At 68.8% G+C, this 13641-nt stretch carries 12 protein-coding genes; 5 read left to right on the forward strand and 7 right to left on the reverse strand.

Going from position 1 to position 13641, the window contains the following annotated elements:
• Nucleotides 1-63: 63 nt before the first annotated feature.
• On the reverse strand, nucleotides 64-444 hold the full coding sequence (locus F0U63_RS27725; RefSeq protein WP_395834138.1) for a hypothetical protein: 381 nt from the start codon (nucleotides 442-444) through the stop codon (nucleotides 64-66).
• Nucleotides 445-792: 348 nt separating this feature from the next.
• Here F0U63_RS27725 and F0U63_RS27730 point away from each other — a divergent pair, with 348 nt between their 5' ends.
• Nucleotides 793-2874 carry a hypothetical protein gene (locus F0U63_RS27730; protein WP_395834140.1) on the forward strand — a complete coding sequence of 694 codons (2082 nt, stop codon included), beginning with the start codon at nucleotides 793-795 and terminating at the stop codon, nucleotides 2872-2874.
• 72 nt (nucleotides 2875-2946) lie between these two features.
• Nucleotides 2947-4209 (forward strand): TCR/Tet family MFS transporter, encoded by a 1263-nt coding sequence (locus tag F0U63_RS27735; protein ID WP_395834142.1) that lies wholly within the window; start codon nucleotides 2947-2949, stop codon nucleotides 4207-4209.
• A 9-nt stretch (nucleotides 4210-4218) separates the two neighbouring features.
• Here F0U63_RS27735 and F0U63_RS27740 read toward each other — a convergent pair whose 3' ends face one another.
• The 5 genes from F0U63_RS27740 to F0U63_RS27760 form a co-directional block, all read right to left on the reverse strand.
• On the reverse strand, nucleotides 4219-4995 hold the full coding sequence (locus F0U63_RS27740; RefSeq protein WP_395834144.1) for an SDR family NAD(P)-dependent oxidoreductase: 777 nt from the start codon (nucleotides 4993-4995) through the stop codon (nucleotides 4219-4221).
• 25 nt (nucleotides 4996-5020) lie between these two features.
• Complete coding sequence (locus F0U63_RS27745; RefSeq protein ID WP_395834146.1) at nucleotides 5021-5509, reverse strand: hypothetical protein; 489 nt, start codon at nucleotides 5507-5509, stop codon at nucleotides 5021-5023.
• Nucleotides 5510-5551: 42 nt separating this feature from the next.
• The gene (locus tag F0U63_RS27750; RefSeq protein WP_395834148.1) at nucleotides 5552-6559 is read right to left on the reverse strand and encodes an alpha/beta hydrolase; all 1008 of its coding nucleotides are present in this window, start codon (nucleotides 6557-6559) and stop codon (nucleotides 5552-5554) included.
• A 33-nt stretch (nucleotides 6560-6592) separates the two neighbouring features.
• Complete coding sequence (locus F0U63_RS27755; protein ID WP_395834150.1) at nucleotides 6593-7528, reverse strand: uracil-DNA glycosylase family protein; 936 nt, start codon at nucleotides 7526-7528, stop codon at nucleotides 6593-6595.
• A gap of 224 nt (nucleotides 7529-7752) precedes the next feature.
• Nucleotides 7753-8544 carry a dienelactone hydrolase family protein gene (locus F0U63_RS27760; protein WP_395834152.1) on the reverse strand — a complete coding sequence of 264 codons (792 nt, stop codon included), beginning with the start codon at nucleotides 8542-8544 and terminating at the stop codon, nucleotides 7753-7755.
• A 227-nt stretch (nucleotides 8545-8771) separates the two neighbouring features.
• Here F0U63_RS27760 and F0U63_RS27765 point away from each other — a divergent pair, with 227 nt between their 5' ends.
• Nucleotides 8772-9806: an aldo/keto reductase gene (locus F0U63_RS27765; RefSeq protein ID WP_395834154.1), complete on the forward strand. Its 1035-nt coding sequence runs from the start codon at nucleotides 8772-8774 to the stop codon at nucleotides 9804-9806.
• A 52-nt stretch (nucleotides 9807-9858) separates the two neighbouring features.
• Here F0U63_RS27765 and F0U63_RS27770 read toward each other — a convergent pair whose 3' ends face one another.
• Entirely contained in the window at nucleotides 9859-10101 is a 243-nt protein-coding gene (locus F0U63_RS27770) for a DUF1653 domain-containing protein (RefSeq protein ID WP_395834156.1), read from the reverse strand.
• A gap of 107 nt (nucleotides 10102-10208) precedes the next feature.
• On the opposite strand from F0U63_RS27770, the gene F0U63_RS27775 reads away from it, so the two are divergent.
• Together F0U63_RS27775 and F0U63_RS27780 are read left to right on the forward strand one after the other, a co-directional pair.
• Nucleotides 10209-11444 carry a cytochrome P450 gene (locus F0U63_RS27775; protein ID WP_395834158.1) on the forward strand — a complete coding sequence of 412 codons (1236 nt, stop codon included), beginning with the start codon at nucleotides 10209-10211 and terminating at the stop codon, nucleotides 11442-11444.
• A gap of 87 nt (nucleotides 11445-11531) precedes the next feature.
• On the forward strand, nucleotides 11532-13586 hold the full coding sequence (locus F0U63_RS27780; RefSeq protein ID WP_395834160.1) for a hypothetical protein: 2055 nt from the start codon (nucleotides 11532-11534) through the stop codon (nucleotides 13584-13586).
• Nucleotides 13587-13641 lie beyond the last annotated feature (55 nt).

A 13641-nucleotide genomic window follows, 5' to 3' on the forward strand; every position in this document is an offset into this window, starting at 1 on the left:
GACGCACGCCTCGCGTGTCCGGAGTGGCGCGAGGCCCTCACGGAGACGGAGACGGAGACCGGCTCAAATCAGCAGCTGACGCAGGGAGAGGAACAGGCGCTCGCGCGGAGGCGGGTCGTGCCCGGAGCGCAAGCGGAGCCCCGGCTGTTCGGGAGGCGAGGGAGCCGCCCAGTCGATGCCCTCGGGCAGCTCCACCCAGTGGACCTGGATCTGCGCGTCGACGGCGGGCAGGCGGGCTCCCACGTCCAGGGGATGACCCTGACGCAGCTCGCAGCAGTCCTGGGCGAGCAGCCGGGCGTCCTGCATCTGCTTCTTGCCGGGGCACGCCGCGCATGGAGCGACCCGGCGGCCGGTGTAACGGCACACGCGCTCACTCCCGCCGGCGAAGGCGGCCTGCCCCGAGACCAGGAGGGCGAGAAGGAGTGCGGCGAAGCGGGTCATCACGTTCCTAGCTCTATCGCTCCGAAACGAACTCCGCAAGCAGCCCCGGGGGGCGAGCCCGGCGTCCCGGGGGCAGGCGGCCTCGAACCGCCACGTAGACCGGACAAACACTTCAACGCCGCAAGTCTATCCTGCTCCTCAATTCGCCTGTCTATTCGAGACACGACGTCTCAAGTCCACGACAGGGAATGGCATGACCCAGCACTCAACAAATCCCTCTCATCTGTTCATCCGGTCAGGAAAATACTTCACGGCGAAGTGCTATCAACAAGGCACCTGGTGCCCACCTCCGCCCGTTTTTCCCGAGCGCCCCAGGTGTACCCCCACATGCCCTGATGGTGAGTGCCTCGGATGAGAATCCCACTCTTGTTCCCCGTGATTCCGCTGTTGATGTCTGTTTCAACTGCCGCGGAAGCACAGATCGGAGACGTATCGCGCGCGGAGCGTGCCCGGCAGATCCGGGTGGATGCCGCCAACGCCCAGCGAAACCAGCCACTGCCCGAGCATCCCAACAATGGGGATGAGCAGCGCTACTCCACGCGCTTCGCCAACTACACGAAGGGGCTGCCGCACGACGCGCTCGGCAATGTCTCCCTCCCCGCCTATCAGCAGTACTTGTCCGCGCTGCGGACGGGCAATCCGCTCGACTTCGAGGCCATTCCTCTCGGAGGCGAGCGCAAGCTGGTCAACCCCCAGGCCGCCTACGCCTTCACGCTGGAGGGAGCGGATCCCCAGGCGACGGCCATCCAGCCCGCGCCCCGCTACGCCAGCAACGAGACGGCGGGAGAAATGGACGAGCTGTACTGGATGGCACTGGCGCGCGACGTGAACTTCGACGAGTACACCACCTCACCGCTCATCGCCGCCGCCGCCCAGCGGCTCAATCAGTTGAGACTGTACCGCGGCGCCAAGGCGAACGGCGTGGTGACGCCCGAGGTCATCTTCCGCGCGGACGTGGAGGGGGCGCTCAAGGGCCCCTTCCTGTCGCAATTCCTCATCAAGGACATCCCCTACAGCGCCGGCCCGTTCGTGCTCTTCCGCGATGAGCCCACGGGCTACCAGACGCTCCCCCAGCGCAACCTCGTGCGCCCCAGCGGGGATGATCGGGTCACCCAGTTCGCCGAGTGGCTGGACATCCAGAACGGCCGGGTCCCCACCCTCAATGGAGGCCTCATCGACGAGCGCGACGAGTATGAACCGCTCCGCCGGCACATCCGCAACGCCCGCGACCTGACCGAGTACGTGCACACGGACTACCCTCTCGAGTCCACCTTGAGCGCGGCGTTGCTGCTGGCACGCCAGGGCGACTTCCTGGCCAATGGCAACTACGATCCGGATCCCAAGTCCTCGTTCCGGGCGCTCGACGAGCTGAGCCCCTACCGCCAGTACCTCAAGCAGGAGGCCTTCGTCACCTTCGGCAACTCCGACGCCCAGTCGGCCGCGGTGCTCGTCACCAACACCGCCCTGCGCGCGGACTGGTTCCAGAAGTGGCTGGTGCACCGGCGGCTGCGCCCGGAGGAGTTCGGCGGCCACGTGGACAACCTGCTGGCGGGGCGTCAGCCCTACCCCATCAACCCAGAGCTGCTGAACTCCCCGGTGCTCCCGCTCGTCTTCGCGCGCAATGCCCAGCTCAACGCCACGCGGGGCCTGTCCGGAGGCGGCACCTACCTGCTCTCCCAGGCCTTCCCCGAGGCGGCTCCGCTGCACCCCGCCTATGGCTCGGGTCACTCCACCTATATCGGCGCGGGGGTGACGATGCTCAAGGCCTTCTACTCGAACTTCCCCCTGCGCAACCCCGAGGTGGTCGTCGACGACGGCCTGGCCCTGGCGCCCTACGAGGGTGGCCCCCTGATGATGTACGACGAGCTGGACAAGCTGGCGTCGAACATCGGCGTGGCGCGCCTGTTCGCCGGGGTGCACTGGCGCAGCGATCATGACAACGTGGTGCGTCTGGGCGAGCTCTACGCGCTGCGCACCCTGCAGGACATGTCCCGGCTCTACAACGAGCAGTTCCCGGGCTTCAGCGTGCGCACCTTCGGGGGCAACACCCTCACCATTACCGCCAACAGTCCGAACCTGCCCAACGTGGTGACGGCGGTGACCGCCCTGCTCCTCGTCAATGCGGACACGGGCCAGCCCGTACCGGGGTTCGCCCCGCTGTACAATGGGGCGACGATCGATCTGTCCGACCTCGCCGCCTGGGGCATCCTCCATCCCGCCATCGAGGCCGTCACCTATGAGCCCAAGGTGGGCAGCGTCCGCTTCGTCTACGACGGGGCCGCATCCGACGACGACACCGCGCCCTACCGGTTGGGCACGCTCAGCGCGCGCGCCGTGGGCAGCCACGTGCTGCGCGCCACGCCCTACAGCGAAAGCCAGGGGGGAGGACTGGGCGGCGTGCCGCTCGTCATCCGCTTCACCGTGACGAACTGAGTCTCCCCGGCGAGACGGGTTCCCCGGCCCTCCGGGCAGGACGCCCCGGGAAGTGATAGGACGGGGGCGCCCATGACCGCTCCCCTCGCATCCGGGGCCCCACGCCGTGCCGCGTTGGCCTTCATCTTCATCACCGTCCTGCTCGACATCCTGGCGATGGGAATGATCATCCCCGTGCTGCCCAAGCTCCTCGTCGGCTTCATGGACGGAGACACGAGCCGGGCGGCCCAGCTCTTCGGCGTGTTCTCCACGGCCTGGGCGCTCATGCAGTTCGTCTTCTCGCCGGTGCTCGGGGCGCTGTCGGACCGCTATGGCCGCCGCCGGGTCATCCTGCTGTCCAACGTGGGCATGGGGCTGGACTACATCCTCATGGCCTGGGCGCCCACGGTGGGCTGGCTGTTCGCGGGCCGCGTCATCGCGGGCATCACCGCGGCGAGCATCAGCACGGCAAGCGCCTACATCGCGGACGTGACGCCGAGCGACAAGCGCGCCGCGGGCTTCGGGATGCTCGGGGCGGCGTTCGGGGTGGGCTTCGTGTTGGGGCCCGGACTGGGCGGGCTGCTGGGGGGAATCGATCCGCGCCTGCCCTTCTGGGTGTCGGCGGCGCTGAGCCTGACCAATGCCCTGTATGGCCTGTTCGTCCTGCCCGAGTCCCTGCCTCCCGAGAAGCGCAAGCCCTTCCGCTGGAGCGGGGCCAATCCGGTGGGCGCCCTGCTGCGGCTGCGCGCCACCCCGGAGGTGCTGGGGCTGGTGAGCGTGCACTTCCTGAACAACCTGGCCCACATCGCGCTGCCCAGCGTGTTCGTGCTGTACGCGGGCTACCGCTTCGGCTGGGACGAGCGCGCCGTGGGGCTCGCGCTGGCGGGCTCGGGGCTGTGCTCGCTGGTGGTGCAGGGCGGCCTCGTGCGGCCCGTGGTCAAGCGCCTGGGTGAGCGGCGCACGTTGATGATGGGGCTGGTGTTCGGCGCGGTGGGCTTCTCCGTCTACGCGCTGGCGCCGAGCCCCGTGCTCTTCTGCGGGCTCGGCATTCCCATCATGGCCCTGTGGGGCTTCTTCTCGCCGGCGTCGCAGGGGCTGATGACCAGCCGCATCGCGCCCTCCGAGCAGGGCCAGTTCCAGGGCGCGCTCTCCAGCCTGATGGGCGTCGCGGGCCTCATGGGCCCCGGGCTCTTCACGCAGACGTTCGCGTACGCCATCGCCCCCGAGCGCGGCATCCATCAGCCCGGGGCGCCCTTCCTGTGCGCCGCGCTGCTGTTGATGTTCGCCCTGGGGCTGGCGGTGCGCGTCACCCGCGAGCCCCAGGAAGCCGTCCCGACGACCAGCCCCCTGGCGTGAGGCGGGGCCTCAGGACTCGTGCAGGACGCGGCCTTCCATGCCGCCGGCCACGGTGATGACCTCGCCGGTGACGTGGCCGGAGATGCGATCGGACGCGAGCGTCACCACCACCCGGGCCACGTCCTCCGGACGGCCCAGCTTGCGCAAGGGCATGGTGCGCGTCACCCGCTCGACGAACGCCGGATCGGTGAGCTTGTGCTGGTTGCGCTCCACCCCCGTCCAGCCGGGGCACACGGTGTTCACCCGGCCGAGCGGAGCGATGCGGTTGAGCTCGTTCTTCAGGCTCTTGAGGAAGCCACTGGCCAGCGCGCCCTTGGCGGCCGCGTAGTCCGAGTGGCCCGCCTCGCCGAAGAGGCCCGCCGTGGAGGCGATGAGGATGATGTTGCCCGAGCCCGTCGTCTCCACGTGGCGCAGGAAGGCGCGGCAGCTCAGGAAGACGCTGTCCAGGTTCTCCGCCAGGGTGCGGCGCCAGCGCGAGAGCGGCATCTTCCACACGGGCTCGTCCGCGGGGGGCCACACGCCCGCGTTGGCCACCAGCACGTCCAGCCGGCCCAGGGCCTTCACCGCCGCGGGCACCAGCGCGTCCACGTCGGCTTCCGAGGTGAGGTCCGCCCGGAGCGCCACGCCGCCGAGCTCCCGCGCCAGGGCCTCCGCCTTGCCCGCGCTCTGGTGGTAGTGCACCGCCACCTTCGCCTGCTCCTCGGCGAAGGCGCGCACCACCGCGCTGCCGATTCCGCCCGCGCCCCCGGTGACGAGGACGCTCTTGCCCTGAAGCCCCGTGTCCATGCGCTGCCCCGCTCCCGCGTGAAGCCTACTTGCCCTTCTTCGTGGGCGCGGCCTTGGCGTACGCGACGCTGCCCGCGATCTTCTCCACGAGCGGATCGAAGTGCTCGCGCTCCTTCGTGTCCATGTGGAAGACGAGCGACCAGGTCGTCTTCCCGTCGCACCCCACGTACGTCACCGTGCGCACCGACTCCGCCCCATCCGGGGTGGTGTCCGAGTCCACGCGCCGCGCCGCCGGGGCCTTGCCTAGCTTGAGCGGCTTCCAGCCCTCGCTGCCGCCCATGGCGGTGAGGATCTTGTCCACGCACGCCTGCGGCTTCATGCCCGCGCTCTGCACGGCGCCCACGTCCACCAGCACGTACGCATCCCCCGACGGGTCGGCGAAGCGCTGGGTGCCATCCGCCTCGGACTGGTTCCAGTCCGAGGGCAGTTGCAGCGTGAGCGTCTTCACCTCGTGCTTCGTGAGCTCCGCCGGCTCCCCGGCCATGAGCACCGCCATCAACAACGAGCCAAACATCACCGTACCTCCCGCCTGTGCCGCGATGGATTGAGCGCGCCGCTAGTCGAGCACCAGCCGCTGGCCGATCACCGCCAGCGAGCGCTCGAAGCGGTAGTTGACGCCCATGTGGCCGTCCTCGAACTCCTCGTGGGTCACCTCGACGCCCCCGTTCTTGAAGTCCTCGGCGACCATCCGCACGCCCCAGCGCAGGTTGAACTCGTCACGCGTGCCGCAGTCGATGAAGACGGTCTTCAGCTTGCGGAACGCGTCGATGAACTTGGGCACGAAGCGCACCGGATCGTGCACGAGCCAGCGGTTCCACACCTCCGGCCGCAGCCGGCCCGTCTGCGTGTCGAAGGGCAGCTCCAGGTTGAGCGGCTCGCCCTTCTTGGGCGAGTAGGCGGCGGCCATGGCTAGCGCGCTGATGATGGAGAAGTCCTCGCCGCGCGCCTTGGTCTCCCGGGAGCGCTGGACGAAGTCCGAGTACCAGGCCTCCACCCCACCCGCCTTGAGCAGCGCCGAGGCCGTCTTGGGCAGATCCGGCAGGTAGCAGTACTCGAAGTAGGCGTCGGGCGACTGGGCGCTCAGGTGCGAGAAGAGATCCGGGTGGTAGCGGCCCATCACCAGCGCGCCGTAGCCGCCCGAGCTGTGGCCCACCACCGCGCGAGAGAGCGCCTTGGGCAGCGTGCGGTACGTGCGGTCCACGAAGCCCAGCACGTCCTTGGCCAGGAAGTCACGGTAGCGGCCGATGGCGTCGCTGTTCACCCACTGGCTGCCGCCCAGCGACGTCCACCCATCCGGGAACACGCCGATGACGGGCGGAATGGAGCCCGCCGCGACGAGCGCGTCCAGCCGCTCGGGCACGCTCAGCGAGAACGGCGAGAAGTTCGTCCACGTCCTGCCGCTGCCGCTGTAGGCGTTGAGGAAGTACACCGCCGGGTAGCGCCGGGTGCCCGCGGCATAACCGGGTGGCAGGTACACCGTCAGTGCCCGCCGCGCCGGGTCTCCCAGCGGGTTGCCCTCCAGCGCCGGTGAGTGCATCTCCTGCGTCTCGAGTACTCCCTTCATGTGCGTCCCCTCCCGGATAAGCCCACCCTGGGTTCAGCCGCGCTGCCCGGATGGCTTGCCGAAGAACTTCATGACCTGTTGGAGATCCTCCCACGCCTTGCGCTTCTCCGCCGGTTGGCGCAGCAGGTAGGCCGGGTGGAAGGTGGGCATGAGCTGGATGCCCTCGTATTGGCGCCAGGTGCCGCGCAGCCGGGTGATGGGCGTGTTGTCGCGCAGCAGCGTCTGCGCCGCGAACTTGCCCAGCGCCACGATGGCCTTGGGCTGGATGGCCTTGAGCTGCGCGCGCAGGAACGGCTCGCACGCCGCCACCTCGTCCGGCTCGGGGTTGCGGTTGCCCGGCGGGCGGCACTTCACCACGTTGCAGATGTAGATGTCGTCGCGGCGGTAGCCCATCGCCTCGATCATCTTCGTGAGCAGCTGGCCCGCGGCGCCCACGAACGGCACGCCCTGCTGATCCTCGGTCTCCCCGGGACCCTCGCCCACGAACACCAGCTCCGCGCGGGGGTTGCCCGAGCCGAAGACGATGTTCTTGCGGCCCGTGCACAGCTTGCACCGGCGGCAGTCCCCCAGCTCGCGCCGGATGTCGTCCAGACGGGGCCGCTCGCCTTCCACCACGCCCGGCAGCGCGCCCGCGTACGGACGCGCCTGGGGCGGCACCTCGATGAGGGCGGGAGGCGGAGGGGTCTGGATTCGCGGCGCGGGGGGGCGCTCGGCCTGGGGGGCCGCCGCACGAGGGGGCGGCGGAGGGGCCACCGGGGGAGGCGCCTGGGGTGCGGGGGCGGGCTTGCTGGCCACAGGGGGGCGCGCCAGGGCCGCTGGCCGGGGGAGACCCGCGGCACGCGCTTCCGCGGCCACACGTGCGTCCACCTGGAGGAACCGGCCACCCTCCTCCTGCTGCCAGAGGAGGTGACGGCGCAGATCCTCGAGGACTTCGCTCAACGCCTGCGAGGGATGGGGGGCTTCGCTCACGAGGGTGGTTTACGGGTCCGGGTGCCTTGATTCAACCGCCTACCGGGTAGGGTGCCCGCACGCTTACCCCATGACCGGCAGCGGCGCTACCTGTTCGAGCTCCGTGCCCGTGCGCCGGACCCGGTGGGTGTCAACGGAGCTGACGTGCCTCGCGGCCAAAGTGCCTGTCGTCTGGCGTGCCGAAACCTCGAGGAGGCGGCCGTCATCTCGAACGCGGGTCCCGATCAGACCAGGGCGCGCTTGTAGAGCGCCAACAGCTCGGCCCAGGCCTTCTCGGCCGCGGCCTCGTTGTAGATGCCGCTGGCCATGTCCTTCACGCACCAGCCGTGCTCGGCGCCGTTGTAGACCTCGATCTTGTTTTTCACCTTGGCGGCGTCGAACGCCTCCTTGAGCCTGACCTTGGCCTGCGGGTCGCGCGCGTCGTCGTTGGCGGCGACGGCGATCAGCATCTCGGCCTTGATCTTCGGGGCCAGCAGGTGGGGGCTGTCAGGCGCTTGGGTGACCAGGCCGCCGCCGTGGAACGAGGCGCCCGCGCCCACCCGCTCCGACAACGAGGCGGTACGGATGGTCAGCGGCCCGCCCATGCAGTAGCCCTGCACCCCGATCTTGGCGCGCTTGTTCACCTGTGGCTGCTGGTCCAACCAGGACAGGAAGGCGCCACCATCGGTGAAGGTGGTGTCCTGATTCAGCGTGCCCACGACCTTCATGATCTCCTCGCGGTCGGCGGGGACGGCGAAGTCCATCGGCCGCGAGAACACCGGCGCCTTGCGGGTGCGGTAGAAGGGGTTGGGCACAAGAACGGCATGACCCTCGGCCGCCAGCCGCCGACCCATGTCGCGCATGGCGGGGCGCAGGCCGAAGGCATCCGGCCACAGCAGCACGCCCGGCCACGGGCCGCTGCCCGACGGGTGGAAGAAGGCGGCGTCGGCCGTACCGGCAGGGGTCTTGATCTCGACGTCGTGCTCGACCACGGCCCCGGCGGCCACGCCGCCCGCGGAGTTCGAAGAGTCGTCCATGGTTGTCCTCCCAGGAGCTGCGTTGAGGCCGCCACTATTCCCAAGACCCGGCCGCCGGCCAAGCCTTCGAAGCATCAGACGCCCGTCTACGCTGATAGGGATTCGAGCGAATGAAGACCCGGTAGGGCGACGAGTCTACTGCCGTGCCCTGGAATCCTCTCTGTTCGCGCGGGTAACTTGGGGACCGCTCCGCACGAACGCGGGCTCCCAACAAGCAGGTCTCCCCCATGGAATTCAGACAACTCGGCGCTTCGGGCTTCAAGGTTCCCGTCCTCAGTCTCGGCACGGGGACGTTTGGAGGCAGCAACGAGTTCTTCAAGGGCTTTGGCAGCAGCGACGTGAAGGAGGCCACCCGGCTCGTCGACATCTCACTCGACTGCGGGCTGAACATGTTCGACTCGGCCGACGTGTACTCGGGCGGAATGGCCGAGGAGATCCTTGGCCAGGCGCTCAAGGGCCGCCGTGAGCGGGCGATCCTCTCCACCAAGGCCACCCTCCGCGCGGGCCCCGGTCCCAACGAAGTGGGCTCGTCGCGCTACCACCTGATCCGCGCGGTCGAGGGGAGCCTGCGCCGCCTGGGCACCGACTACATCGACCTCTTCCAGCTCCACGGCTTCGACCCCATCACCCCCGTCGAGGAGACACTCAACACGCTCGACGACCTCGTGCGCGCCGGGAAGCTCCGCTACCTCGGCTGCTCGAACTTCCCGGGCTGGCACCTCATGAAGTCGCTGGCCGTGTCGGAGCGCCACAACCTCGCGCGCTACGTGGCCCACCAGGCGTACTACTCGCTCGTTGGGCGCGACTACGAGTGGGAGCTGATGCCCCTGGGGCTCGACCAGAAGGTCAGCGCGGTCGTCTGGAGCCCGCTGGGTTGGGGCCGGTTGACGGGCAGGATCCGCCGCGGCCAGCCCCTGCCCGAGGGCACCCGGCTCCAGAACGCCCAGACGGCCGCGGGCGGCCCCGAGATCCCCGAGGAGCACCTCTACCGGGTCGTGGATGCGCTCGACGAGGTGGCGGCGGAGACCGGCAAGACGGTGCCGCAGGTGGCCATCAACTGGCTGCTGCAGCGGCCGACGGTCGCCAGCGTCATCATCGGCGCACGCAACGAGGAGCAACTGCGCCAGAACCTGGGCGCGCTCGGCTGGAACCTCACCACGAAGCAGGTGGCGAAGCTCGACGCGGCGAGCGCCACGCCTCCCGCCTACCCCTTCTGGCACCATCAACGGTTCAGCGAGAACAATAACTTCCTGAAGTCTTGATTCCAAAAAGCATGGGCCCTACGAGTCGCCTGACACCTTGAGTTGGCCTTCTTCAGCCTTCAATCTTGCGAAAGCGCGGTTGCAGGATCCCCTCATGCTCGACGTCCTCGAAGAACATCGTCTTCGGGCGCACCCAGAACCCGGTGTCGGGATGGAGCTGGCGGTACACCACCAGCTCTTCCTCCGTCTCGCTGTGCCGTGCATGGCAGATCACCTCGTACTCGCCGCCGCGGTAATGGCGGAAGCGTCCCAGGGGCTCTTGAGGCAGGGGCTGCACGGGGGGATGGTGGGACATGAATGTCTTTCTCGCGCTGAAGGTCGAATGGAAGGGTCGCCAGCGCCAGGAAGGGTACCAAAGAACTCGAGCGGCGCGACCCGGCACGACTGAGACAAGATGGGGCCATGCCCGCCCCTTCTCTCGGACTCGAGTACACCCCTCTCGATCCCCTCTTCCAGGAAGATCCGTTCCCGTTCTACGCGCGGCTGCGCCGCGAGGCCCCCGTCACCTTCGTCCCCGCCTTCCAGCTCTGGCTCGTCAGCCGATACCAGGACGTGATGGCGGTCCTGAAGGATGCCAGGCGCTTCAGCTCGCGAGACACGCTCCGCCCCCCTGTCGCTCCTCCCCCCGAGGTGTGGGCCATCCTCGAGTCCGCGGGCTACACGCCGGACTACCCCCTCCTGGGTGATGACCCGCCCGCCCACACGCGCCTGCGCACCCTCCTGGGCAAGGCCTTCACCCTCGCTCGCGTCCAATCCCTGGAGCCGCGGATCCGGCGTGTCACCACCACCTGCCTCGACACACTGACGCGCGGAACGCGCGACGCCGACCTCGTCGCCCGTCTCGCCACCCCCGTGTCCATGTATGTGACGACGGAGCTGCTCGGCATCCCCGAAGCGGACCATGCACGCATCAAACAGTGGTGCGAAGACGAAAAGCTCTGCTTCACCCCCCTGCCTCTCGAGCAACACCTGCGCGTCGCCCAGGGCGTGGCCAACTTCCGCATCTACCTGCGCGACCTCGTCGAGGACCGCCGCGAGTCCCCCCGCGATGACCTCATCTCCTCGATGCTCGAGGCGAGAACCGAGGGGGAGCGCCCCCTCACCACCGAGGAGCTCGTGGCGCTGATCTCCGTGCTCTTGTTCGCCGGCCACGAGACGTCCACCAACCTGCTCACCAACGCGCTCCACCACCTGCTGCGCCACCCCGGCCTCTGGCGGGAGCTGCGCGAGGACCCCTCCCTCATCCGCAACGCCATCGAGGAGACGCTGCGCTTCGATCCTCCCATCGTGGGCATGATGCGCACGACGACGGAGCCGGTGGAGCTCGCGGGCACGTCGCTGCCCAGCGGGAGCCGGGTGCTCCCCCTCTTCGCCTCCGCCAACCGCGACGAGCAGATCTTCGAGCAGGGCGAGCGCTTCGACATCCATCGCCCCACTGCCGTGCGCCACCTCGGCCTCGGCCACGGCGTCCATTACTGCATCGGCGCACCGCTCGCGCGGCTCGGGGCTCACATCACCCTCGAGCTCATGCTCGAGCGTCTTCCGGACCTGCGCCTGTCTCCCGGCGCGCCCGTCACCTACCTGCCCAGTCTCCTCCACCGCGGGCCCCGCCAGCTCCTCGTGGAGTGGGGCGAGTAGGCCGTGCGCCCTGGCTCGGGGCTTCGGCTCGGCGCCTGGCCGGATGGAATCGCGCGGAGAGAGCGTCCGGGTATGCTGGCGAGTGCCATGACACGCGCCCGCGTCCTCCCGCTCCAGCTTGGCCTGTACCTCCTCGCCTCGGGCTGCACCAGCGATGCACTCCGGTCCGTCCAGATCATCTGTATCGCGACCCCTACCTACTCCTCCCGCTGGGGTTCCGAGGGCCAGGGCTCCCTCTCCTTCGGAACCATCCTCAAGGTCCAGGGCGGCTCCTTCAACGATCGTTTGCACACCCTCGAAGCCCAGGGCAGCGGCGCGGACCTCTACCTGTCCGAGAGCTGTGTCGCGCCGTATCCTCTCAAGGGAGAGCCTCGATGGATCCAGACGACCACCGTCCCCGTCGAGCAGCCCATCGGAACGGGGCTGCAACCGGCCGGTTCCACCAAGGGCTTTGGGGATGCCGTCGAAGCGCTGACCCCGGCCCACGCGCCCTGGGTCCGCCCGGGTCACGTCGCCCTGATCTACGAGGGTAGGTTCCTCGGCTTCGTCCCCGCGGAAGCCGTGAGTGAGAACCCCCCCGCCGTGGAGCACTACGCGGAGCACCTCGCCACGCTTCTCACCCGCTCCGAGTTCCTCCAGGCCGAGCGGCTCGCCCGCGGCGCCTTCGAGCACTTCCCCCAGGAGGCCCGCCTCCAACGGCTGCTCGAAGCGCTCGCGGCCTTCAATGGAAGCAAGCCGCCCACGACCTCGGGGGCCCTGCCTGGACTCGCGCCCCTTCCCGATCTCCCCGTCGCCTCCCTCCTCACCCTGAGCGAGGAGGAGAAGACGAGCGCGGAAGGTCCCCGGGTCTACTCCGCGGCCGTGGGGCTGCGAATCCGCCAGGAGCGGAGTACCTCGGCGAAGGCCCTCTTCCTCCTGAACATGAACCAGCCGCTCGAGCTGCGCTCCATCGACGGAGAGTGGGCGAAGGTCACCGCCTATCCCGGACGCAAGGTGAAGATCTCCAATGGAGACGTGGAGTTCGTGGACCAGCCGCCTGTCACCGGGTGGGCCTCGCTGCGCTTCCTCAGCCGCACACCTCTCGAGCTCAGGCCGCTCCTCGCCCAGGGCAAGGACGCCCTGAGCGCGGGCAGACCCGAGGAAGCCAACGTGCTCCTGCATCGAGCGCTCGCGGCCGACAGCATGGACCCGACCCCCGCCTCCATGTCGCAGGCCGCCATGGTGAGCGAGGCCTACGCCGCCCTGGTCCGGGCCAGCTTCGCCAGCGGACGTTTCGAGAGCCTCTTCCAGTGGCTCACCTCCCTCAGGCAGCAGAAGCCCACCCAGGAGGACATGGAGTCTCCGCGCCGTCCGGTCATCCTGCTGGGCTGCCACGGGAAGCTCGCCAAGGCCCGCGTCTACGATTTCACCCTGAAGCTCATCGAGGCCGGCGGCATCTACTCTGACTTCGATCAGTATGGATGGGCCGGCCCGGAAGCGGCCGAAGGGGTGATGAAGGAACCCCATGCCTGCATCGGAGGCATCGACCTGCGTGAGCCGATGGAGCCGAACATCTTCTGCTTCGATAGCGAATGTGAGCCCCCCGCCGAGCTGCGCGAGGAGCAGTCCACCTACTCGACCGTCCTGCTGCCCATGTACCGCCGGTGGAGCGAGAAGGTCGCCGCCCGCTTCGACTCCTCCGCCTACCTCTACTTCCGGCCCCGGCAGCTCACGGAGCACCCGGAGGGCAAGCGCCTCTTCTTCTACGCCATCCCCCTCGAGGGGGGCCCCCCCAAAACGTTTGGCCTCGGCGCGACGCTGTTCAAGGACCGCGCCTCCGTCACCGAGCTCTCCCTTCCCCGGCTCTCCGACTGGAACCAGCTCGAGGTCTGGGTCTCGCTTCCGGACTATCTCGACCATGAATACGGACTGGCGCTCGCCGCCAGTGAGACGCAGGTCGAGGAGTGGATCAAGCAGCGTGAGGATCAGTTCGACTACGAGTTCTTCCGCGTTCCCGACGGCAGTGCCTACCCGGAACAGAACCGCCGGGACGCCCCCTTCACCGTCCTCCGGATGCCGAGCCTGCCATCGCGGGGTTTCAATGAATGGTGGCATATCAAAGCCATGAAGCGGGAGGTGAGGCAGGAAGAGGTGAGTCAATGAACCGGAAGCATCCCCACGAACTGGCTCCAACTGCCCAGCGCCTCGAGCACGTCCG

Source organism: Cystobacter fuscus (genome assembly GCF_044360685.1).
In the GTDB taxonomy this organism is placed as follows: Bacteria; Myxococcota; Myxococcia; order Myxococcales; family Myxococcaceae; genus Cystobacter; species Cystobacter fuscus_C.